Genomic DNA, 20,081 nt, shown 5'->3' with positions numbered 1-20,081 from the left:
GAGCCACATACGCGAAAAGGGCCTGCATAAGCAGACCCTTTTCACAAGGAATCAACCCCTAACTAGCGCAAGCTAGCGGGCATCAACCGATCAGTTGTTGTGGAAGCCGGAGTAGTTCGGGGCTTCGGTGGTCATCACGATATCGTGCGGGTGCGATTCGCGCAGACCGGCGTCGGTGATGCGGATGAACTTGCCACGCTCCGGCATCTCGGCGATGTTGTGGGCGCCGATGTAGAACATGGACTGGTGCAGGCCACCGAGCATCTGGTAGAGCACGGCGTTCAGCGGTCCGCGGTACGGCACTTCGCCTTCCACGCCTTCCGGCACGACCTTGTCGCTGGAGGTCACGTCGGCCTGGAAGTAGCGGTCCTTGGAGTAGGACTTCTTGCCGCGCGGGGCCATGGCACCGAGGGAGCCCATGCCACGGTACAGCTTGTACTGCTTGCCGTGCAGGAGCACCTTCTCGCCCGGGGCTTCCTCACAGCCAGCGAGCGTGCCGCCGAGCATCACGGAGGAAGCGCCAGCCACGAGGGCCTTGGCGATGTCACCGGAGTAGTGGATGCCACCGTCGGCGATGCAGGGCACGCCAGCGGCACGGCAGGCCTGGGCAGCCTCGTACACGGCGGTGAGCTGCGGGACACCGACACCGGCAACGATACGGGTGGTGCAGATAGAGCCGGGGCCAATACCGACCTTGACGGCGTCCGCGCCAGCCTCAATCATGGCCTGAGCACCGGAGCGGGTGCCGACGTTGCCGCCGATGATCTGCACGCCGTCGAAGGCGGAGTCGTGCTTCAGGCGGGAAATCATGTCGAGTGCCAGACGGGCCTCACCGTTGGCGGTGTCGACCACGAGCACGTCCACGCCAGCCTCCATCAGAGCGGAGGCACGCTGCCAGGCGTCGCCGAGGAAGCCGACGCCGGCGGCCACGCGCAGACGACCCTGCTCATCCTTGGTGGCGTCCGGGTACTGCTCGGTCTTGACGAAGTCCTTGACGGTGATCAGGCCGGTCAGGTGGCCTTCCTCGTCAACGAGCGGCAGCTTCTCAACCTTGTGCTGGGCGAGCAGACGGTGAGCGTCGTCCTTGGAAATGTTGGACGGGCCAGTGACCAGGTTCTCCTTGGTCATGACATCCTTAACCTTCAGGGTGTCGTAATCCTCGGAGGCGATGAAGCGCATATCACGGTTGGTGATGATGCCGACGAGCTTGTTTTCCTTGTCCACAACCGGCAGACCGGAGATGTGGAACTTGCCGCACAGCTTGTCGAGGTCGGCCAGAGTGACCTCGGGGTTGACGGTCAGCGGGTCGGTGATCATACCGGACTCGGAACGCTTGACCACATCGACCTGAGCGGCCTGGTCGTCGATGGACAGATTGCGGTGCAGCACACCGATACCACCGTTACGAGCCATGGCGATGGCCATCTCGGACTCGGTCACGGTATCCATGGCAGCGGAGAGGACCGGGGCCTTCATCACGATCTTGCGAGTCAGATGAGTGCTGGTGTCCACTTCGGAGGGAATGACATCCGTCTCGTTCGGCAGCAGCAACACATCATCATAAGCAAGGCCGAGCTTGGCGAAAATCGGAGGAAGGGGAGCATACGCCGATTGGGCGTTCAATTCATCGAGGTTTGTAGCCATACAAACACTATATGAACACGCGCTGACCTTCACGACACACGCTTGTGAGCGCTCACTTATCCGCTGCCGGGTCCTGCACCTCACCCGCCTGCGAGTCCCGCGAATCCGCAGGCGAATCAGTCATCGAATCCGCTGCCTGAGAGCCAATCGAATCCCGGCTCTCCCCTACTGCAGACTGCGACTTAACCGTAGCATGCTGCGCGTTCTTGCGTGCGGATTCGAGCGTCAGGTTCTCGGCTTGGATCTCGGGAATACGATGCCGCAGATAGGGGTACATCGTGGCTATGGTCAGCACCACCACGGCGATGGGCATGCCCACGGCCACATGCTGCGCTTTGAAGAACAGAATCGTCAGCGAACCGAATGCGATCAGCGCGGCCCATCCCCACAGGATCAGCACGGCGCCACGCACCGAATGCCCGATCTTCAGCATGCGATGGTGCAGGTGCATACGGTCCGGATGCATGGGCGACTGGCCTTTGGCCAAACGCCGCACAATCGCCAGACACATGTCGAGCACAGGCAGGAACAACACCAGAATCGGCAGCAGAATTGGCATGAACACCGGCAGATAGATGCTGGCATGAATCGAGGCCGGGTCAAGACGTCCGGTCATCACAATCGAAGCGCAGGTGATGAGATAGCCAAGCAGCATCGAACCCGAATCACCCATAAACAGTTTGGCGGGATGCCAATTATGCAGCAGGAAGCCCACGCAGATACCCACCATCATCACGTCGATCAGCGTGGCCAACGAAGCATAACTCGGGGAAGACCGGGCGATGATATACGAATAGGCGGCGAACGCTATGCCACCAATCGCCACGATACCGGCCGCCAGGCCATCGAGGCCATCAACGAAATTGACCGCGTTAATCGAGGCGACAATCAGGAATGCGGTGATCGCCATGGACAGACTCGGCGAGGCGGTAATCAGCGAACCGCCCAAAGGCAGTGAGATGATCTGCAATCCGCCCCAAGCCACGAATACGGAAATCAGCAGCTGACCGGCAAGTTTCAGCATCCAATCGAGATCCCACAGGTCATCGGCCATGCCCAGCAGACTGATCATGATGCCGCCGGCAAGAATCACCCACATCTGGTAATTGCCGTTGAACAATCCCGAGAGAAAAGGCAGCCGACTGGCGAATACGGTAGCCACGGCAAAACCGATCAGCATGCCAAGGCCGCCCATGCGCGGCGTGGGAATGGTGTGCACGTCTCGGGCACGCACCTCGCCAACCGCACCGATTTCGATGGCGACGTGGCGAATCAGCGGAGTCACCAGCCAGGTGACGCCACCGGCGATGGCAGCAATCAGTAGGTAGATTCTCATGCGCCGAGTCCCCCGCCGTTGAGGTGGAGGGCCTTGCGAATCACGTTTTGGGCGATGACGCCTTCACGCAGGATCTCGATGCCGTCGCGCGCGTACGGGTCGGCTTTGACGACGGTGCTGGAGACATGGCCTTGGGTGGGACCGCCGTCCAGATACAGGTCGACTTCGCTGCCGAACGCATCAACCGCCTCCTGGACGGTCTGTGCGCTTTCGTCGCCGGAACGGTTGGCGCTGGACGCAGCCAGCGGACCAGTGGCCTTGAGAATCGCGAGGCACAGCGCCGAATTGGGGATGCGGATGCCTTGCGTGCCGGGGCGACCATCGGCGGTGTCGGCCAAAGTCTCCAACGTGCAGTCGGGCCGGGCTACGGCAATCGGCGAGAACGCGCCGGGCAGGAACGCCGCCGACAAACGATTCAGTGGAGACGGCAGGTCTAGACCGAGTTCATCAAGCTGGTCGGTGGATGCGAGCAGTACCTGCAACGCCTTATAGCGCGGGCGACGCTTGAGCCGGTAGATACGGTCGATAGCGGCCTTATTACGCGGATCGCACGCCACTCCATATACCGTATCCGTTGGAATGACGACCAATCCACCATCCCGGATGACACGCGCCGCCTGTGCCAGCGATTCATCCGTGACTTTCAGCGTTGTTCCGCCCTCCACGCTCACGCCACCTCCGTTCGCTTGTGTATTCACAATCTACCATTGCACCATTGCGCCCCGACTTGCATAGTTCATCATCGCTCGTTTGCCGTACTGCCGTTTTCCGATTCGCCCCACACGCACAGACCGTAGATACAATGAGTCCATCCATGCTCTTTCGCGAAATTACAGGAGTGTTCAATGAGCGAAATCAATGCTGAATCCACCGCCATGCCTCCCGTCGAACTGCGTATGCCGCGCGCCAGCGAGCGCGAGGAGATGCTCGCCGGCAAACTGTACAATTCGGTAGACCCTGAATTGAATGCCCTGCGCGAGAAGGCCGGCGACCTGTGCGCGCGCTTCAACGCCGCGTCGCGTACCGATCATGCCGCCCGTGCCGCGATTCTCGATGAGCTGCTGCCCGGCCACGGTGCCGGCCTTGACGTGATGGGGCCGATTTTCTTCGACTATGGCTGCAACATCACCATCGGAGAGCGCGTGTTCGCCAACTTCAACTTCACTGTGCTGGATTGTTGCCCGGTGACGATTGGCGACGACGTGCTGTTCGGCCCGAACGTTTCGCTTCTGCCACCGATGCATCCGTTGCGTTGGCAGGATCGTAACGTGAGGCAGGCACCTGATGGTTCCGCATACGACTGCGAGTATGGCAAGCCGATTGTCATCGGCTCGAACTGCTGGTTTGGCGGCAATGTGACGGTAATCGGCGGCGTGACGATCGGCGAGGGTTGCGTGATCGGTGCCGGCTCGGTGGTGACGCGCGATATTCCGCCGCACACCGTGGCCGTGGGTAATCCGGCCCGTCCGATTCGCGAGATTACGGATAAGGATGCTTCCGCGCTACAGTATTACGCGCAGTGATATATGAATGCTCCCGCTGGCGAGCTGTCAGCGGAGCTGACTGAGGGTGGTTGCCGGAAATCTCCGATAACCACCCTCAGCCTCACTTCGTGAGGTAGCTCCCGCCAGCGGGAGCATAGTAATGTGAGACGTCACGCGCCGAGGTACGCCTTGCGCACCTTCTCGTCGTGCAGCAGGTCGGAGGCCTTGCCCTCCATGGTGATCTTGCCGGTCTCGAGCACGTAGGCGCGATCCGCGATGGACAGGGCCATCTTCGCGTTCTGCTCCACGAGCAGCACGGTGATGCCACGCTTGCGCAGCGTGACGATGATGTCGAAGATCTCCTTGACCAGCAGCGGGGACAGACCCATCGACGGCTCATCCATGAGGATGGTCTTCGGATGGCTCATCAGGGCGCGGCCCATGGCCATCATCTGCTGCTCACCGCCGGAAAGCGTGCCGGACAGCTGGCGGCGACGTTCCTTCAAACGCGGGAAGTAGTCGAACACCATCTCAAGATCCTTACCCAGACTGGACTGGTCTTTGAGACTGAACGCGCCCATCTCCAGGTTCTCCTGCACGCTCATGCGGGTGAACACGTGGCGGCCTTCCGGCACATGGGCCATGCCCAGCGTGACGATCTTGTTCGCATGCGTTTTGAGCAGATCGTGGCCATCATAGGTAATGCTGCCGGATTTGGCCGGCACCAGACCGGTGATGGTGTGCAGGGTGGTGGTCTTGCCGGCGCCGTTGGCTCCGATCAGGGAGACGATCTCGCCGTCGTTCACCTTGAGGCTAATGCCCTTGACCGCGTCGATCGCGCCATAGGAAACGCATAGATCCTTGATTTCCAGCATCAGCGCGCTCCTTCCGTCAGTGTCTTGGCAATGCTTGGCTCCGGTTCCGCCTTGGTGGTGGAATCGCCGTCCGCGTCATCGTTGTTGTCGCTGCCCAAGTAGGCGGAGATGACCTGCGGGTTGTTGGCGATCTCCTCCGGCGTGCCGGATGCGATGGTGCGGCCATAGTCCAGCACCTGGATGCGCTGGCATACGCTCATCACCAGGCTCATGTCATGTTCGATGAGCAGGATGGCGATACCGAAACGGTCGCGGATCGTGTTGATACAGTGCAGCAGATCCTCGGTTTCGGTGGGGTTCATGCCGGCGGCCGGCTCGTCGAGCAGCAGCAGTTTCATGCCGGTGGCCAGGGCGCGTGCGATCTCGAGCTTGCGCTGCTGGCCGTACGGCAGGTTGGCCGCCTGGGTGGTGGCCAGTCCCTCGAGGTTGAAGATGCGCAGCAAGTCGATGGCCTTCTCGTGCATCTCGTTCTCCTGCTTCCAGAAGCCCGGGGTGCGGAAGATGGCGCTGCCCATGTGGTAGGTGAACGACTCATCGAAGGCGACGAGCACGTTCTCCTCGACGGTGAGCTGCTTGAACAGGCGGATGTTCTGGAAGGTTCGGGCGATGCCGGCACGCACGACCTGATAGGTCTTCTTGCCGTTCATCCGGGTTCCGTCCAGCCAGAACTCGCCTTCGGTGGGCTTGTACACGCCGGTCAGCAGGTTGAACACCGTGGTCTTGCCGGCGCCGTTGGGGCCGATCAGGCCAATGAGTTCGCCCTTGTTGATGGTCATGTTGAAGTTGGACACGGCTTTCAGACCACCGAAGGTGATGCCGAGATGTTCGGCTTTGAGGATGGGCTGGGTTGCGTCGCTCATCGTGAGGCCTCCTTCACGGTCTTGTCGTCGGACTGGTCATGCTGCTTGGCGCTGGCCGCGGGTTTCGCGCCCTTGCCGGCGGCGCCGCGGAACAGCATGCGGTTGACCAGACGCGGCAGTGAGAACTCCCAGGATCCGAAGATGCCCTGCGGGCGGAAGATCATGACGAGCACCAGCACCACCGAGTAGGCGAGCATACGGTAGTCGGCGAAGGCGCGCAGCAGCTCGGGCAGGATGGTCAGGCCGATGGCGGAGACGATCGAGCCGGTGAGCGAACCCATGCCGCCGAACACCACCATGATCACGTAGTTGATGGAGTTGAGCCAACCGGCCATGGTGGGGTTGAGCGAGCCGATGTACTGGGCGAAGATACCGCCGGCGATGCCCGCGAAGAACGCGGAGATCGCGAAGACGAGCACCTTGAGGTACGTGGTGTTGAGTCCGGAGGCGCCGGCGGCGATCTCGTCGTCGCGGATGGCCTTGACCGCACGGCCGTAACGGGAGCGGCCGAACATGAAGAGCACGACCACGGTGACCACCATGATCCAGAACACGACGTACAGGTTGGCGGTGCGTTCGATGCCGATCAGCGCCTGTCCGGCGGCGCCCTTGTCGAGGCCCATGCCGCCGGCTACCTTGAGGTTCTGGATGATCACGCGGATGATCTCACCGAAGCCCAGCGTGATGATGGCCAGGTAGTCGCCGTGCAGTCGCAGGGCAGGAATGCCGATCAGGATGCCGAACACGCAGGCCACCACGCCGCCGATCAGCGTGGTGAGCAGGAAGCGGGCGGTGGGGTCGATGGCAATGCCGGCGGCGACCATGTATTTGGAGGTCAGTGCGGCCACGTAGGCGCCGATGGCCTCGAAACCGCAGCATCCCAGCGTCAGCTGGCCGAGCACGCCGATGGTGAGGTTCAGGGAGGTGGTCATGATGATGGCGATGCACGCGGTCATCATGATGCCCTTGATGTAGGAGTCGGCCAAGCCGGATTCGCACAGCGCCATCACGATGCCGAACGCGGCGAGGATGCCGATGAAGCACACAAGATAGGACTGTTTGGTGGAAAGCATTGTCTTCTTCATCTGATCAGACCTTCTCCCCTTCGTTCTTGCCCATAATGCCGGACGGTTTGACGAGCAGCACGATGATCAGGATGGCGAACACGATGGCGTCGGAGAACGCCGAGGTGATGATGCCCGCCGTGATGGTGCCGATATACGCCTTGGTCAGGCTTTCGATCAGACCGATGGCCAGACCACCGATCATGGCGCCCGGGATGGAACCAATGCCGCCGAGCACGGCGGCGACGAACGCCTTCAGGCCCAGCATGGCGCCCATCATAGGCGAGACCTGCGGGTAGGCGGCGCAGTACATCAGCGAGGCGACCGCGGCCAGACCGGAGCCGATGGCGAATGTCAGGGCGATGGTGGAGTTCACGTTGATACCCATGAGCACGGCGGCCTCCTTGTCTTCGGAGACGGCGCGCATGGCCTTGCCCTGCCTGGTGAATTTGACGAACAGCTGCAGGCCCACCATGATGACCAGGCCGATGACGATGGTCAGCAGGGTGCCTCCCGGCAGCTTGAGCTTGCCGAACGCGATGGACGGCAGGTGGAAGATGGTCGGGACGGTCTGGAAGTCGGCGCCGAAGATGGCCTGTGAGCCGTTCTCCAGCAGCAACGACATGGCGATGGCGGTGATCAGGGCGGTCATGGAGTTGCCCTTTTCACGCACCGGCTTATAGGCGGCCTTTTCGACGATCACGCCGACGGCCACGCATACCAGGATGGCGGGAATGACCGCCACCCAGGCGGGCAGTCCCATGGCCACGATGGCCGGAATGGTGAGCATGAGCACGTAGGCTCCGACCATGATGAAATCGCCGTGGGCAAAGTTGATCAGTCGGATGATGCCGTAGACCATGGTGTAGCCCAATGCCACCAGCGCGTACACGCTGCCGATTTTCAGACCGTTGAACAGCTGGCTGATGAACATGATGATCTGATCGGTCATAGCTCCCCCTTTCTATCAATGTTGTGGTTCTCTACCGCTGCGCGCGTAGAGATATTCGTATGTCTTGCGATTGATGGCGCGATACGCCCGCGCCTGGCGATATCCGCATATCGACGGCTGTCCTTATGCATCCGAGCCCATGAAAACACGAAAGGGAGAGGACCGGCAAAACCGGTCGCTCTCCTGTTCATGCGGAAGTCATGCTAGGACATCGTGATTATGCGGTGGGAATTCATGGAATTCACTTGGGCTGCACGGTGGTGTTGTACACCGGCTTGCCGTCCTTCATTTCCAGCACGGTCACGGACTTGGTCGGCGAGCCGGACTTGTCCATGGTGAACTTGCCGGTCACACCGTCGAAGGTCATGCCGGCCACGGCGTTGCGCACATCCTCACGGGTGGCGTTCTCGCCAGCCTTCTCGATGGCCTGCTTGATCATGTAGATGGTGTCGTAGCCCAGAGCGGCGAACGTGTTCGGCTCGGCGTTGTTCTTGGACTTGTAGGACTTGATGAAGTCCTGCACCTTGGTGTTGGTGTTGTCGTCGGCGGAGTAGTGGGTGGTGTAGTAGGTCTTGTTGTACTGGGACTTGTCACCGGTGAGCTTGAGGCCATCGTATCCGTCGGGTCCCATCACGTAGCCCTCGAAACCCACGGAGCGGGCCTGCGGGATGATGTACGGGCCAGCCACGGAGTAGTAGTACGGAGCGTAGAGCAGCTCGGCGCCGGAAGCCTGGATCTTCTGCAGCTGGGCGGAGTACTCGGTGTCGTCGGCGGAGGAGGAGCTTTCCTTGTCCACCACTTCGAGGCCGAGCTTTTCGGCGGCCTTGGCGAAGGCCTCTCCCACGCCGGAGGAGTACGGATCGCCGGTGCCGTAGAGCACGGCCACCTTCTTGACCTTCAGGTTCTCGGCGGCGAAGCGTGCAGCCACCTCACCCTGGTAGGAGTCCTTGAAGCAGGTGCGGAACAGGTAATTGCCGGTTTCGATGGAGTCGGAGGTGGCGGCCGGGGCGATGGTGACCAGCTTGGACTGGTCGGCCAGCGGGGCCACGGCTGCGGTGGTGGCGGAAATGGTCGGGCCGGCCACGGCGAGCACGTTGTTGTCGCCGGCGAGCTTGTTGTAGGCGTTAGAGGCTTCGGTGGCGTCGCCCTTGTCGTCCATGGACTCGAGCTTGACCTTCTTGCCGTTGATGCCGCCCTTGGCGTTGATCTCGGAGACCGCCAGCTCGAAGCCCTTGACCTCGGCCTCGCCGTAAGCGGCGGCGGTACCGGAGTTGGTGGTCACGGTGCCGATGGTGATGGAGTCGCCGGAGGCCTTGGCACTGGAGCTGGAGGAATCATCCATGCTGCCGCCGGAGCAGCCCGCGAGGGACAACGCCATAACAGCGGCCGCGCTGGCCGCAACGAACTTAGTGGAGAACTTCACGTTCATCCTCTTCCTTCTTCCTTGGGATATTTCAACATCGTTCATCTGTCAACCAACGCGCGGGATGTGCGCGTGAAACGTTCCACTCACATAATTCGCATACCACAGAACTACATCACACGGCTTGTGACCGTCATTCACGTCTCTCTCATCCGATGTTTGTCGCGGACTGTTATAACCAGACCGGCTTTGAACCCGCAATAAATTGTTCTTATTATGAGACAGCGCAATTACGGAAACGAGAATACAATCCCAAGGAAATGTGGGATTCGTGGGGCTTAGGACACTGCAAACAGGTAGCGGTCGCGACCCGTCCAGTCCTGGCCGGTCGATGCGGCAGCGAATCCGGTGGCACTGGCAAAGGCCACGAGACGATCCCCCTGGGTCACGTCATGTTCCATGACAAGCACGCCCCCAGGCTTGAGAAGACGGCAGGCCCGCTCGATAATGCGCTCGGGAATCAACGTACCGTCCATCGAGCCGCCATACAAAGCCAATTCCGGATCCCAATCACGCACTTCCGGCTGCTCGGGAATATCGGTCTGCGGCACGTAGGGGGGATTGGTGATGACGATATCGACGGTGCCGTCCAATTGGGCCAATGTGGCGAAGGACGTGGCATCCGCGATTTCCAGATGGTAATTCGAGGCAATGGATGGGTACTTTTTCGCGGTTTCCGACAGATTCCTTCGCGTCCATTCGGCGGTGTTCGGCGACAGCTCCACCGCCCACACCTGGCTGCCGGGCACCTCGCTGACAACGGACAGCCCAATCGCGCCGGAGCCGGCGCACAAATCGACCACACAAGGATGGATCATGCCGTTTTTTGTCAGCCAGTCAAGGCCGGCCTGCACCACGGTTTCGGTTTCCGGACGAGGAATGAACACTCCGGGACCGACCTTCAGGTCAAGGTAGCGGAAAGGAGCATGCCCGGTGATGTATTGCAGCGGCTCGCGCTTGGCACGGCGGTCGAGCATGGCACGGAAGACGGCAAGCTGTCCGGTTGTGCCAAGTTCCTCCCCCATAAGCAGAGCCCTGTCGACGTCGCGCAGTTCAACGCCTGCCGCCTCGGCAAGGAGCAACTTGGCATCATGCTCAGGCGTCTCAATACCCGCTTCGCGCAATTGCGAAGAGGCTTGGTTGATGATGTCGGTAATAAGCACTGGCGGTCTCCGTTGATCGGACATTAGGCTCCCCTCAGTCAGCTTCGCTGACAGCTCCCCTCACAGAGGGGAGCCATCCGGCAAAGTCATTTCTGATTGGCCAGACGGTCGGCCTCGTCGGCTTGGATGTCGGAATCGATGACGGCCTGCAGGTCGCCGTCGAGCACGGCGTCAAGGTTGTAAGCCTTGTAATTCGTGCGATGGTCGACGATACGGTTTTCCGGGAAGTTGTATGTGCGGATTCGCTCGGAGCGATCAAGCGAACGTACCTGCGAGTGACGCATGTCGGCGGCCTCGGCGGCCTCCTGCTCATGCTTCATGGCCAGCAGGCGGGACTTCAGTACGCGCAACGCGGCGGCACGGTTCTGAATCTGCGACTTCTCATCCTGCATGTTCACCGTGATTCCGGTTGGCAGGTGGGTCATGCGCACGGCGGAATACGTGGTGTTCACGGACTGGCCGCCGGGGCCGGAGCTCATGAAGATGTCGATTTTCAGGTCTTTCGGATCGATCTCGATCTCGTCGTCATCCTCGTCGGCCTCGGGGAACACGATGACGCCGGCAGCGGAAGTCTGGATACGGCCCTGCGATTCGGTGACGGGGATGCGCTGCACACGGTGTACGCCGCCCTCGTACTTCATCGAAGCCCACACGCCGTCTTCGGGAGCGGGCGTTCCCTTGGCGCGGATGGCGATCTGCACGTCCTTGACGCCGCCGAGCTCGGTGGTGTTCTCGGACTGCACGTTCACGCTCCAGCCACGCTTCTCGGCGTAACGGGTGTACATGCGCAGCAGGTCGCCGGCGAACAGTGCGGCTTCCTCGCCGCCGGTGCCGGCCTTGATCTCCATGATGGTGTCGCGCGCATCATCCGGGTCACGCGGGATCAGCGCGGTGCGCAGCTTCTCCTCGACACCGGGCAGTTCGTCTTCAAGACGCTTGGCTTCCTCGGCGAAGTCGGCGTCCTCGCCGGCCATCTCCTGAGCGGCTGCCAGATCGTCCTTCACCTGCAACCAGGCTTTGTAGGCACCCACGATGGCACCCAGTTCGGCGTGACGACGACCCAGCTTGCGCAGCTTGTCCGGGTTGGACACGACTTCGGGGCTTGCCATCTGTTCTTCGATGGACTGGTACTCCTCAAGCGCGGTTGCCGCCGCCGGGAACTGTTCGTCTGCCATAACACACTTTCTTCTGTATGGTGCTGTTCTGTTCGATTATTCGATTGCGCAGGTCAATGCTGCAACAAAACTTGTCAAAGAATACAAAAAACGCCAGTCCTCGATCGGGTATGCCGGAGCATGCCAAATCGAATCGGACTGGCGTGAAGTATGCTACTTGCTCTTCTTGCCGTAGCGCTTCTCGAAGCGAGCAACGCGGCCACCGGTGTCAAGAATCTTCTGCTTGCCGGTGTAGAACGGGTGGCACTGAGAGCACACGTCAACGAACATGTGATCTTCCTTGCCAGCGGTGCGGGTCACGAAGGTGTTGCCGCACGAGCACGTCACCTCAACGGGGTGATAATCAGGATGGATACCCTGCTGCATTTTACGTCTCCTATGGATTCGGGGGACCCGGGTCGTCATGCCCCTATGGCAAGACGTGAACCGGAACCTAAGGGATTGTACACGCCTATCTGGACGTGAAGACGCGCTGCGCCGCCGCAGGAGACGACGCAAAAGAGTGGGGCCGCAGGGGCTTGAACCCTGGACCGGGCGATTATGAGTCGCATGCTCTAACCGACTGAGCTACGGCCCCACGTTCGCTGCGTAAAACAGCCAACTTGCCAAAGTGTAGCACGAGCCCGCTAATGCCGGCACGCGCGCCATGCACCCATACCATGCACCCGCCAGCAACAAGCAGCATCTCCCGGCGCTACTTCTCCCCCATGTACCCCAACGGGTTCTCGATGAACCGTCGCAAGCCCATTTCGGCCGCGCCATATAGCGAGGGATGCAGCGCCACCGGCGGCACAAACACGCGAATCTTCACATTCGGGTATCCCAGAATTTCCGAACGCAGCCGGCCTTCAAGCACGGTGGCCAGCTCGTCGCCGAAGTGCGTCCACAGTCCGCCCAACAGCACCGTATCGACATCCACCAGATTCACGGCGGAAGCGATGGCGGAAACCAGCGCATCGGCGGCCTGATCGACCACTTTGGCCACATCCGAATCCCCGGCTCGCCAACGCTGGAGGAACATATCGATGGCCTCGCTGCTGGTGGCATCCCCATCCTCGGCAATGCCGGCAGCCTCGACCAAAGCGCGACGGCCCGCAAACGCCTCAAGACACCCGTGACGCCCGCAGCTGCACAACGGCCCATCCATCGCCACGGACAGATGGCCGATCTCGCCGGCGAATCCGTGCGAGCCCATCACCACTTCGCCGTCGCGCACCACCGCGCCGCCGATGCCGATATCGGTAGACAGGTAAATAAAGGAGTCCGTGCGGTCCACCACATTCAGGAAGGGCGCACGTTCGGTGGCATACCCCGGAATCTGAGCGATGGCGGCCATCTTCGCCTCATTGCCGGCCACCACATCCAGCCGGCGCACCACGTTGAACCGGGTGAGGTTGACGTTTTCCCAACCCAGATTGCGGGCCACCAACAGCCACATGTCGTCGGTGACGATGCCCGGCAGCGCAAACCCGGCTCCCACCACCTTGCAGCCGCGTCGTTTGAGCCGGCTTTCCAACGGGAAAGTCATCGCATCGAGCTTGGCGAAGATCTCGTACGGGTCAGTGCCGGTCATATCCTCACTCACCCACTCCCGGCCGAGAGTGTCGCCGTTCAGATCGAGTGCCAGGCAACCGTAACCATCGGTGTTGATCTGCAGGCCGATGCCGGCGATGGATCCGCCGCGAATCTCCAGCGGCGTGCTGGGCCGCCCATATGTGGTGGAAACGACCGGCTCGCCTTCCTGCACCACGCCGCTTTCAATGAGCATCGAGGCCAACAGCGAGAGCGTGGCCTTGGTCAGGCCCGTCTCCTTGGCCAGATCGGCACGACTCATCGGTTTCTGCGCACGCAATAAGGTGTCGAGCGTCACCGACAGGTTATGGTTGCGCAGATCCTCCTGATTGATCCTGCGTAGATTTGCCATTGGCCCCTACCTCCTCGCACCCCTAGTCTCGAGCGCCGCACAGGCGCTCACATCCGTCTATCACACCATGATATTGTGCGTCAAACGATTGAATCGGACCGCACCTTCGCGTGTTTCCGTTTGCAATCGAACGTTGAGATACAGTATAGTTTAATCGTCTAACTTATTGGCTATGGCGCGCCGAAACTTTTGAGCGCGACCCTCATCGAGGAGGAATGCATGACGAGAGTACTGGTTGCCGGCGTAGATACGTCAACCCAATCAACGAAGGTCCGCATCACGGACGCCGCCACCGGCGAACAGGTTCGGTTCGGGCAGGCCAAGCACCCGGATGGCACCTCGGTCAACCCGGAATTCTGGTGGGAGGCCTTCACCAAGGCCGCCGAGCAGGCCGGCGGGCTTGACGATGTCGCGGCCCTCGCGGTTGGCGGCCAGCAGCATGGCATGGTCATTCTCGACAAGCAGGGCAACGTGATTCGCGATGCGATGCTCTGGAATGACACCAGTTCCGCCCCGCAGGCCGCCGCCTTGATCGACAAGCTCGGTGCAGCTCCGGCCGAGGGCGACGAACCGGACGACGTGACCGCCCGCGGCAAGCAACGCTGGGTCAAGGCCGTCGGATCCTCCCCCGTCGCCTCCTACACGCTGACCAAGGTGGCGTGGGTGGCCGAGAACGAGCCTGAGAACGCCAAGAAGATTGCCGCCGTCTGTCTGCCGCACGATTGGCTGAGCTGGCGTATCGCCGGCTATGGCCCGGTGGCCGAGGGCGAGGACGCTCATCTCGAAGCCCTGTTCACCGACCGTTCCGACGCTTCCGGCACCATTTACTACGATGCCGCGCATGACGAGTACCGCCGCGATCTCATCGCCATGGTGCTGGCCCCTGCCGAGGGCGAGGAAGCCGCCAAGGCCCACGCCGACGCCATTGTGCTGCCCACCGTGCTGGGCCCGCGTGAGGCAGCCGCCGTCAAGGCCGACCCCGCCATTGCCGGCAAGGACGTTGAAGGCGGCTGCATCATCGGCCCCGGCGGCGGAGACAATGCCATGGCCTCGCTGGGCCTCGGCATGGCCGTGGGCGATGTGTCCGTATCGCTCGGCACTTCCGGCGTGGCCGCGGCCATCGCTGAAAACCCGGTGTACGACCTGACCGGCGCCATTTCCGGCTTTGCCGACTGCACCGGCCACTATCTGCCGCTCGCCTGCACAATCAACGGTTCGCGCATTCTGGACGCCGGTCGCGCCGCCCTAGGCGTGGACTACGACGAACTGGCCGAACTGGCGTTCAAGGCCGAGCCGGGTGCCGGCGGCATCACCTTGGTGCCGTACTTCGACGGCGAGCGTACGCCGAACCGTCCGGACGCCACCGCCTCGCTGACTGGCCTGACCCTACACAACACCACCAAGGAGAATCTGGCCCGTGCGTTCGTCGAAGGCCTGCTGTGTTCCCAGCGCGACTGCCTCGAGCTGATTCGCTCGCTGGGCGCCGAGATCAACCGCATCCTGCTCATTGGTGGCGGCGCGAAGTCCGTGGCCATCCGCACGCTGGCCCCCTCAATCCTCGGCATGGACGTGACCCGTCCGGCCACCGACGAATACGTGGCCATCGGCGCCGCCCGTCAGGCCGCCTGGGTGCTGTCCGGCGAGGCCGAACCGCCGACCTGGCAGCTCACCATCGAGGGCGTGGAGACCGGCGAGCCCACCGAAGCCGTGTACGAGGCGTACGCCAAGGCCCGCGGCTGATACGCTGCCAGCAAATCCATGAGATAACAACTGAATAACGATTCCTGATGAATGCCGCCATGGCGAGCATCGCGAAGAGCCGCTGTTATACCGCGCTCCTCGCTGAAGCACACATGGCGGCATTTTTCGTTTCCCACGCAATCCACAAATACGGCTATAATCAAGTCGTTTGAACAAGTCTGGAGATGATCCTATGAACGACCGCTCCCGTATGATGCTGTACGCCCTGACCGCCGTCGCCTGCGTGATGTGGATATGGCAGTCTGTCAAAGAGTCGATGAACGACGGCACGATCATCAGCACTTCGAACATCATTTTTCTGGTATGCATTGGCATCGCGGCCATCTACTGCGCGGCCAACGCGCTAATCCTGTGGTGGCGCCAGCCCGGCAAGGATGACGCGGCTGATGACGACGAAACCGACAGCACGGACGCCGAGGCCGAAGCCGAACAAGCCGAAGAAAACGAACACGACGACGTTGCCGACACCGCAGACACCGACACCGCAGACGCCAAAGAAAACCACAACCCACAGCACTAAAGGAACATCATGGATGCAACCACATTGTCAATAACCCTCAGCGCGATATTGGCCGTCATCTGCACACCTTGCGGCCTGTTTCTGGGGCTTGTTCCCATGAAGGCCGACTTGGTGACCGCCAAGCAGTCAAAGGCCTCGCAGATGGTGAGCTTCATCGTTGCCATAGTGTTCATCGGCTTGCTGGTCGCAGGCCATGATCTGGAGACCTGGGCCATGGTAATCGGTCTGGTCATCGGCTTCGCCGTTGCCAAGATCCCCGCACTGCACGCCTGGGCTTTGCACAAGTGGCCGTTCTTCGAACCCAAGAAAATGGCTCCCACCCCCAAGCGCGTCAAGAAAGCCAGGAAGAAGTAAGCTCTGGCCTTACCTATTCGCTGAAAGCGGGATATCGACATCGGTATCCCGCTTTTTCATTGGCCGCACATATCCGCTGAGGCACATCGCCGAATCATATTGTCGAAATACACCCCAAGTCAGGGCTGATTTCGCGAAGAACGTACACCGGGATCCATCCATCGCGACAAACGGAAAAGGGACGCTGCGTGCAACAGCGTCCCTTTCGGAGGAGGAATGGAACTCAGGTCCATCCCCGTGGCCACCGGGCGGGCCCGGAGGCCAGGTTTAGCTCAGCCTTTCTTTTTCTTGGAGAGCAGGTCGTAGGCGACGGCGGCGATGACGACGAGGCCCTTGATGGTCTTGACCCAGGCGGCGTCCACGCCCATGATGGACAGGCCCTGGTTGAGCACGCCCATGATCAGGGCGCCGACCATGGCGCCGGGGATGGTGCCGATGCCGCCGGTGACGGCCGTGCCGCCGATGAAGCAGGCCGCGATGGCGTCCATCTCGAACTCATGCCGGGCCTGTCTCGTTAAGTGTGTAACTGGCGTTTTCATTGTTGTGTTCCCTCGCTTGGCCAGCGGTCGGCGAAGGTGATGGCAAAGGCGTTGAGCGCGGGCTTCCAGCGCGCGCTCCATCGTATCCGTCCCTTGCCGGTGGGGTCCAGCGAGCGGACGGTCAGGTACATGCACTTGAGCGCGGCCTGCTCGTCGGGGAAGTGGCCGCGGGCGCGGATGGAGCGCTTGAATCTCGCGTTGAGCGATTCGATGGCGTTGGTCGTGCAGATCACGCGCCGGATCTCCACGTCATAGTCCAGGAACGGTATGAACCGTTCCCACGCGTCCATCCACAGCCTGCGGATCGCGGGATATCTCGCCTCCCACTTGTCCAGCATCGCGTCGCGGGCCGCCGCCGCGGTGTAGATGGGTTTGACATCGCGTTTGATGGCGTCCCAGTCCTTCTTCGACGCGTAGCGGAACGTGTTGCGCAGCAGATGCACCACGCAGGTCTGCACGATGGCCAGAGGCCATACCGCGCCCACCGCGTCGGGCAGGCCTTTGAGCCCGTCGCAGATCAGGAAGAACACATCGTCCACGCCCCGGTTCTTCAGCTCGGTGAGCACCGACAGCCAATAGCGTGCGCCCTCCGCGGCGGGCGACGCCCAGATGCCCAGCACGTCGCGGCCGCCCTCCAGATCCACGCCAACGGCCACGTAGAACGCGCGGTTGGCGACCTGCCCGTCGCGCACCTTGACGACGGTCGCGTCGATGAACACGGCCGCGTACACACGATCCAGGGGACGCGAGCACCATTCGTCCTTCTCGGCCATGACCCGCTCGGTGATGCGACTGACGGTCTCCCTGGACACGTCCGCCCCGTAGATCTCCTGGAAGTGGGCGCTGATCTCGCCGGTGGTCAGGCCCCTGGCATACAGGGACAGCACCACCTCGTCCACCCCGGGCAGCCGCCGCTGCCGTTTCCTGACGACGACCGGCTCGAACGAGCCATCGCGGTCTCGCGGCACCTCGATCCCGACCGGACCTACCGAATCGGTGACCACGGTCTTGGCGGTGGTGCCGTTGCGCGTGTTCGCGGCCCTGCCGTCCTTGGATTTCTTGTGCTTGGCGCGGCCCAGGTGCTCGGTCATCTCCTCGTCCAGGGCCGTCTCCAGCACGCTTTTGGTGAACTGTTTGAGCAGTCCGTCGGGCCCTGTCAGGTCCAGTCCTTTTTCCTTGGCCATGCGCACGAATGTGAGCGCCGCCTCCCGCTCGGCGTTGCGTTTTTCCGCGTCCGGCTTCTTCGTCGGTGTCATGTTTCCCCTTGTCCCAGCAGACATCGTCCACCAGCCTTTCCGACCGGCCACACGACCGGCCAGTTAAGGCCAGTTACACACTTCGAGAGACAGTCCCGTTTTCAGCGGAAGGAGAGAAAGGAGAAAGAAAGAAGGAATGGAAAGGTGCCATGCGGGCATAACACAACACCGCACATGGCGAAACTATCGAATCAGCCCATCGGGCGCACTGGCATCATAATTGATGTGTACACGCCCGATGGAGCGAATTCAATCGGTCAGACCGATGGTCACTCGACCTCAGCCAGGGCATCAATGATGTAGTTGTTGATGGTGGCCTTGACGGACTCGAGGTGATCGGACTTGGTGGCGGCGATGAGCTCGGACTGCGGCTTGTCGAGGCTGTAGGCTTCGAGGTCGGCCAAGGTGACGTTGCCCTCGTCGATGTCCTTGCCGATGCCGGAGTCGTAGGAGCTGTAGCGCTCGGCCTGAAGATTCTGGATGAAGCCGTCCTGGTTCATCTTGTCGGCAACCAGCAGGCCGGCGGCGTAGGCATCCATGCCGGCGATGTGGGAGCGGAACAGGTCCTCCTCGTAGAAGGAGGTACGGCGCGGCTTGGCGTCGAAGTTCAGACCACCGTGAGGTCCGATGGAGCCGGCCTGCAGGACTTCCCACATGACGGCGACGGTCTCGTACAGATCGGTCGGGAACTCATCCATATCCCAGCCGATGAGCTTGTCGCCCTGGTTGGCGTCGAGGGAACCGAGGAAGCCGGACTCGCGGGCCACGCGGATCTCGTGCTGGTAGGTGTGGCCGGCCAGGTTGGCGTGGTTGCCTTCCAAGTTCAGCTTGAAGACGTCGGTCAGGTCGTGGTTGCGCAGGAACTCGATGGCGGTGGCGGCATCGAAGTCGTACTGGTGCAGCGTCGGCTCCTTCGGCTTCGGCTCGATCAGGAACTGGGCCTCAAAGCCGATTTCCTTGGCGTAATCTGCGCACATGTGGAAGAACTTGGCGATGTGGTCGGTCTCGCGCTTCATCTCGGTGTTCCACAGGTTCTCGTAGCCTTCGCGGCCACCCCAGAACACGTAGTTCTCGGCGCCCAGGCGCTTGCCGATCTCCAAGCTCTTCTTGAGCTGGCCACCGGCGTAGGCGTAGATGTCGGCGAACGGAGAAGTGGCGGCGCCGGACACGAAGCGCGGGTTGGTGAACAGGGAGGAGGTGTTCCACAGCAGCTTGACACCGGTGGACTTCATATTCTCGTCGATCTTGTCAACGACCTTGTCGAGGTTGGCGTTGGTCTCGCGCAGGGTGTCGCCTTCGGGGGCGATGTCACGATCGTGGAAGCAGAAGTACTCGACGCCCAGCTTCTGGAACAGCTCGAAGGCGTAGTCGACCTTGGCCAGAGCCTGGTCCATCGGATCGGTGTACTTGTAGTACGGGCGGTGCGCGGTGCCGGTGCCGAACGGATCAACCAGTTCCTGGTTGAAGGTGTGCCACCAAGCAACGCCGAAGCGCAGCCAATCCTTCATCTTCTTGCCGGCAACGACCTTGTCGGCATCGTAGTAATGGAAGGCGAAGTCTTCCTTCGGTCCTTTGGCGCGGCCGACGTACTCGATCTTGTCAACATCCCACAGACCCATTTGGGCGCTCCTTTGCAGTAGGCGATATTACGGATTGCAGGACTAATAATAAAACGAACGAACTAAGTTTGTCAAATGATTGAATTAATACGCCGCGTCTCAGCGTGTTGCTAGTCATTGCAATGGTTTTCG

18 protein-coding genes, 1 tRNA gene and 1 pseudogene are annotated in these 20,081 nt (G+C 61.3%); 4 read left to right on the top strand and 16 right to left on the bottom strand.

Going from position 1 to position 20,081, the window contains the following annotated elements; translation table 11 throughout:
• Positions 1-90: 90 nt before the first annotated feature.
• Genes guaB through AB5287_RS00845 form a run of 3 tightly spaced genes read right to left on the bottom strand, consistent with a single transcriptional unit; the run spans position 91 to position 3,651 of the window.
• Entirely contained in the window at positions 91-1,644 is a 1,554-nt protein-coding gene (gene guaB, locus AB5287_RS00855) for an IMP dehydrogenase (protein ID WP_007052449.1), read from the bottom strand.
• A 52-nt stretch (positions 1,645-1,696) separates the two neighbouring features.
• Positions 1,697-2,980 carry a glycosyltransferase family 4 protein gene (locus AB5287_RS00850; RefSeq protein WP_007052448.1) on the bottom strand — a complete coding sequence of 428 codons (1,284 nt, stop codon included), beginning with the start codon at positions 2,978-2,980 and terminating at the stop codon, positions 1,697-1,699.
• Positions 2,977-3,651: an L-threonylcarbamoyladenylate synthase gene (locus AB5287_RS00845; protein ID WP_007053883.1), complete on the bottom strand. Its 675-nt coding sequence runs from the start codon at positions 3,649-3,651 to the stop codon at positions 2,977-2,979. Before AB5287_RS00845 ends, AB5287_RS00850 begins: the two co-directional genes overlap by 4 nt.
• 174 nt (positions 3,652-3,825) lie before the next feature.
• Between AB5287_RS00845 and AB5287_RS00840 the strand changes: the two genes are divergently transcribed.
• Positions 3,826-4,503, top strand: coding sequence for a sugar O-acetyltransferase (locus tag AB5287_RS00840; RefSeq protein ID WP_115797281.1), 678 nt, complete (start codon positions 3,826-3,828; stop codon positions 4,501-4,503).
• 131 nt (positions 4,504-4,634) lie between these two features.
• Here the strand turns inward: AB5287_RS00840 and AB5287_RS00835 are convergent, their stop codons facing one another.
• From AB5287_RS00835 to AB5287_RS00790, 10 genes are all read right to left on the bottom strand, one after another.
• Entirely contained in the window at positions 4,635-5,339 is a 705-nt protein-coding gene (locus AB5287_RS00835; protein WP_131313064.1) for an ABC transporter ATP-binding protein, read from the bottom strand.
• On the bottom strand, positions 5,339-6,199 hold the full coding sequence (locus tag AB5287_RS00830) for an ABC transporter ATP-binding protein (RefSeq protein WP_007052443.1): 861 nt from the start codon (positions 6,197-6,199) through the stop codon (positions 5,339-5,341). Before AB5287_RS00830 ends, AB5287_RS00835 begins: the two co-directional genes overlap by 1 nt.
• A complete protein-coding gene (locus AB5287_RS00825) occupies positions 6,196-7,284 on the bottom strand; it encodes a branched-chain amino acid ABC transporter permease (RefSeq protein ID WP_007053882.1) in 1,089 nt (362 codons plus the stop codon). Before AB5287_RS00825 ends, AB5287_RS00830 begins: the two co-directional genes overlap by 4 nt.
• Positions 7,285-7,288: 4 nt before the next feature.
• Positions 7,289-8,215, bottom strand: a complete 927-nt coding sequence (locus tag AB5287_RS00820; protein ID WP_368220370.1) for a branched-chain amino acid ABC transporter permease — start codon at positions 8,213-8,215, stop codon at positions 7,289-7,291.
• 241 nt (positions 8,216-8,456) lie between these two features.
• Positions 8,457-9,644 carry an ABC transporter substrate-binding protein gene (locus AB5287_RS00815; protein ID WP_007055677.1) on the bottom strand — a complete coding sequence of 396 codons (1,188 nt, stop codon included), beginning with the start codon at positions 9,642-9,644 and terminating at the stop codon, positions 8,457-8,459.
• Positions 9,645-9,916: 272 nt separating this feature from the next.
• Positions 9,917-10,801 carry a peptide chain release factor N(5)-glutamine methyltransferase gene (prmC, locus tag AB5287_RS00810; protein WP_007056794.1) on the bottom strand — a complete coding sequence of 295 codons (885 nt, stop codon included), beginning with the start codon at positions 10,799-10,801 and terminating at the stop codon, positions 9,917-9,919.
• A gap of 86 nt (positions 10,802-10,887) precedes the next feature.
• Positions 10,888-11,976 carry a peptide chain release factor 1 gene (prfA, locus tag AB5287_RS00805; protein WP_007052437.1) on the bottom strand — a complete coding sequence of 363 codons (1,089 nt, stop codon included), beginning with the start codon at positions 11,974-11,976 and terminating at the stop codon, positions 10,888-10,890.
• A 153-nt stretch (positions 11,977-12,129) separates the two neighbouring features.
• A complete protein-coding gene (gene rpmE / locus AB5287_RS00800) occupies positions 12,130-12,342 on the bottom strand; it encodes a 50S ribosomal protein L31 (protein WP_003830110.1) in 213 nt (70 codons plus the stop codon).
• 137 nt (positions 12,343-12,479) lie between these two features.
• Positions 12,480-12,553: transfer RNA gene (locus AB5287_RS00795), tRNA-Ile, on the bottom strand.
• Between the two features lie 117 nt (positions 12,554-12,670).
• Positions 12,671-13,900, bottom strand: coding sequence for an ROK family transcriptional regulator (locus AB5287_RS00790; RefSeq protein ID WP_007052436.1), 1,230 nt, complete (start codon positions 13,898-13,900; stop codon positions 12,671-12,673).
• A gap of 219 nt (positions 13,901-14,119) precedes the next feature.
• Here AB5287_RS00790 and AB5287_RS00785 point away from each other — a divergent pair, with 219 nt between their 5' ends.
• From AB5287_RS00785 to AB5287_RS00775, 3 genes are all read left to right on the top strand, one after another.
• Positions 14,120-15,640 (top strand): xylulokinase, encoded by a 1,521-nt coding sequence (locus tag AB5287_RS00785; RefSeq protein WP_008782901.1) that lies wholly within the window; start codon positions 14,120-14,122, stop codon positions 15,638-15,640.
• A gap of 193 nt (positions 15,641-15,833) precedes the next feature.
• Positions 15,834-16,181, top strand: coding sequence for a hypothetical protein (locus AB5287_RS00780; RefSeq protein ID WP_007052434.1), 348 nt, complete (start codon positions 15,834-15,836; stop codon positions 16,179-16,181).
• Between the two features lie 9 nt (positions 16,182-16,190).
• Positions 16,191-16,535: a hypothetical protein gene (locus AB5287_RS00775; RefSeq protein ID WP_014485389.1), complete on the top strand. Its 345-nt coding sequence runs from the start codon at positions 16,191-16,193 to the stop codon at positions 16,533-16,535.
• Between the two features lie 272 nt (positions 16,536-16,807).
• On the opposite strand, the pseudogene AB5287_RS00770 reads toward AB5287_RS00775, so the two are convergent.
• The 3 genes and pseudogenes from AB5287_RS00770 to xylA all read right to left on the bottom strand — a co-directional run.
• Positions 16,808-17,032 (bottom strand): annotated as a pseudogene (locus AB5287_RS00770) (hypothetical protein); the annotation flags it as partial.
• A 38-nt stretch (positions 17,033-17,070) separates the two neighbouring features.
• Entirely contained in the window at positions 17,071-18,330 is a 1,260-nt protein-coding gene (locus AB5287_RS00765) for an IS256-like element ISBlo8 family transposase (RefSeq protein WP_368220366.1), read from the bottom strand.
• Between the two features lie 269 nt (positions 18,331-18,599).
• Positions 18,600-19,949 (bottom strand): xylose isomerase, encoded by a 1,350-nt coding sequence (gene xylA / locus AB5287_RS00760; protein WP_007055684.1) that lies wholly within the window; start codon positions 19,947-19,949, stop codon positions 18,600-18,602.
• Positions 19,950-20,081 lie beyond the last annotated feature (132 nt).

The organism is Bifidobacterium sp. RTP21102st3_E2_RTP21102_210122 (assembly GCF_040916945.1).
Classification (GTDB): Bacteria; Actinomycetota; Actinomycetes; order Actinomycetales; family Bifidobacteriaceae; genus Bifidobacterium; species Bifidobacterium longum.
The sequence above is the reverse complement of the archived record's forward strand: the minus strand, read 5'-3'. Positions and strand labels throughout refer to the sequence as shown.

Excerpts from the sequence above, each read along its gene's own strand:
- guaB (WP_007052449.1), bottom strand. The coding sequence starts at position 1,644 with ATGGCTACAAACCTCGATGAATTGAACGCCCAATCGGCGTATGCTCCC.
- AB5287_RS00850 (WP_007052448.1), bottom strand. The coding sequence starts at position 2,980 with ATGAGAATCTACCTACTGATTGCTGCCATCGCCGGTGGCGTCACCTGG.
- AB5287_RS00840 (WP_115797281.1), top strand. The coding sequence starts at position 3,826 with ATGAGCGAAATCAATGCTGAATCCACCGCCATGCCTCCCGTCGAACTG.
- AB5287_RS00835 (WP_131313064.1), bottom strand. The coding sequence starts at position 5,339 with ATGCTGGAAATCAAGGATCTATGCGTTTCCTATGGCGCGATCGACGCG.
- AB5287_RS00830 (WP_007052443.1), bottom strand. The coding sequence starts at position 6,199 with ATGAGCGACGCAACCCAGCCCATCCTCAAAGCCGAACATCTCGGCATC.
- AB5287_RS00825 (WP_007053882.1), bottom strand. The coding sequence starts at position 7,284 with ATGAAGAAGACAATGCTTTCCACCAAACAGTCCTATCTTGTGTGCTTC.
- AB5287_RS00820 (WP_368220370.1), bottom strand. The coding sequence starts at position 8,215 with ATGACCGATCAGATCATCATGTTCATCAGCCAGCTGTTCAACGGTCTG.
- AB5287_RS00815 (WP_007055677.1), bottom strand. The coding sequence starts at position 9,644 with ATGAACGTGAAGTTCTCCACTAAGTTCGTTGCGGCCAGCGCGGCCGCT.
- prfA (WP_007052437.1), bottom strand. The coding sequence starts at position 11,976 with ATGGCAGACGAACAGTTCCCGGCGGCGGCAACCGCGCTTGAGGAGTAC.
- rpmE (WP_003830110.1), bottom strand. The coding sequence starts at position 12,342 with ATGCAGCAGGGTATCCATCCTGATTATCACCCCGTTGAGGTGACGTGC.
- AB5287_RS00790 (WP_007052436.1), bottom strand. The coding sequence starts at position 13,900 with ATGGCAAATCTACGCAGGATCAATCAGGAGGATCTGCGCAACCATAAC.
- AB5287_RS00785 (WP_008782901.1), top strand. The coding sequence starts at position 14,120 with ATGACGAGAGTACTGGTTGCCGGCGTAGATACGTCAACCCAATCAACG.
- AB5287_RS00780 (WP_007052434.1), top strand. The coding sequence starts at position 15,834 with ATGAACGACCGCTCCCGTATGATGCTGTACGCCCTGACCGCCGTCGCC.
- AB5287_RS00775 (WP_014485389.1), top strand. The coding sequence starts at position 16,191 with ATGGATGCAACCACATTGTCAATAACCCTCAGCGCGATATTGGCCGTC.
- AB5287_RS00765 (WP_368220366.1), bottom strand. The coding sequence starts at position 18,330 with ATGACACCGACGAAGAAGCCGGACGCGGAAAAACGCAACGCCGAGCGG.
- xylA (WP_007055684.1), bottom strand. The coding sequence starts at position 19,949 with ATGGGTCTGTGGGATGTTGACAAGATCGAGTACGTCGGCCGCGCCAAA.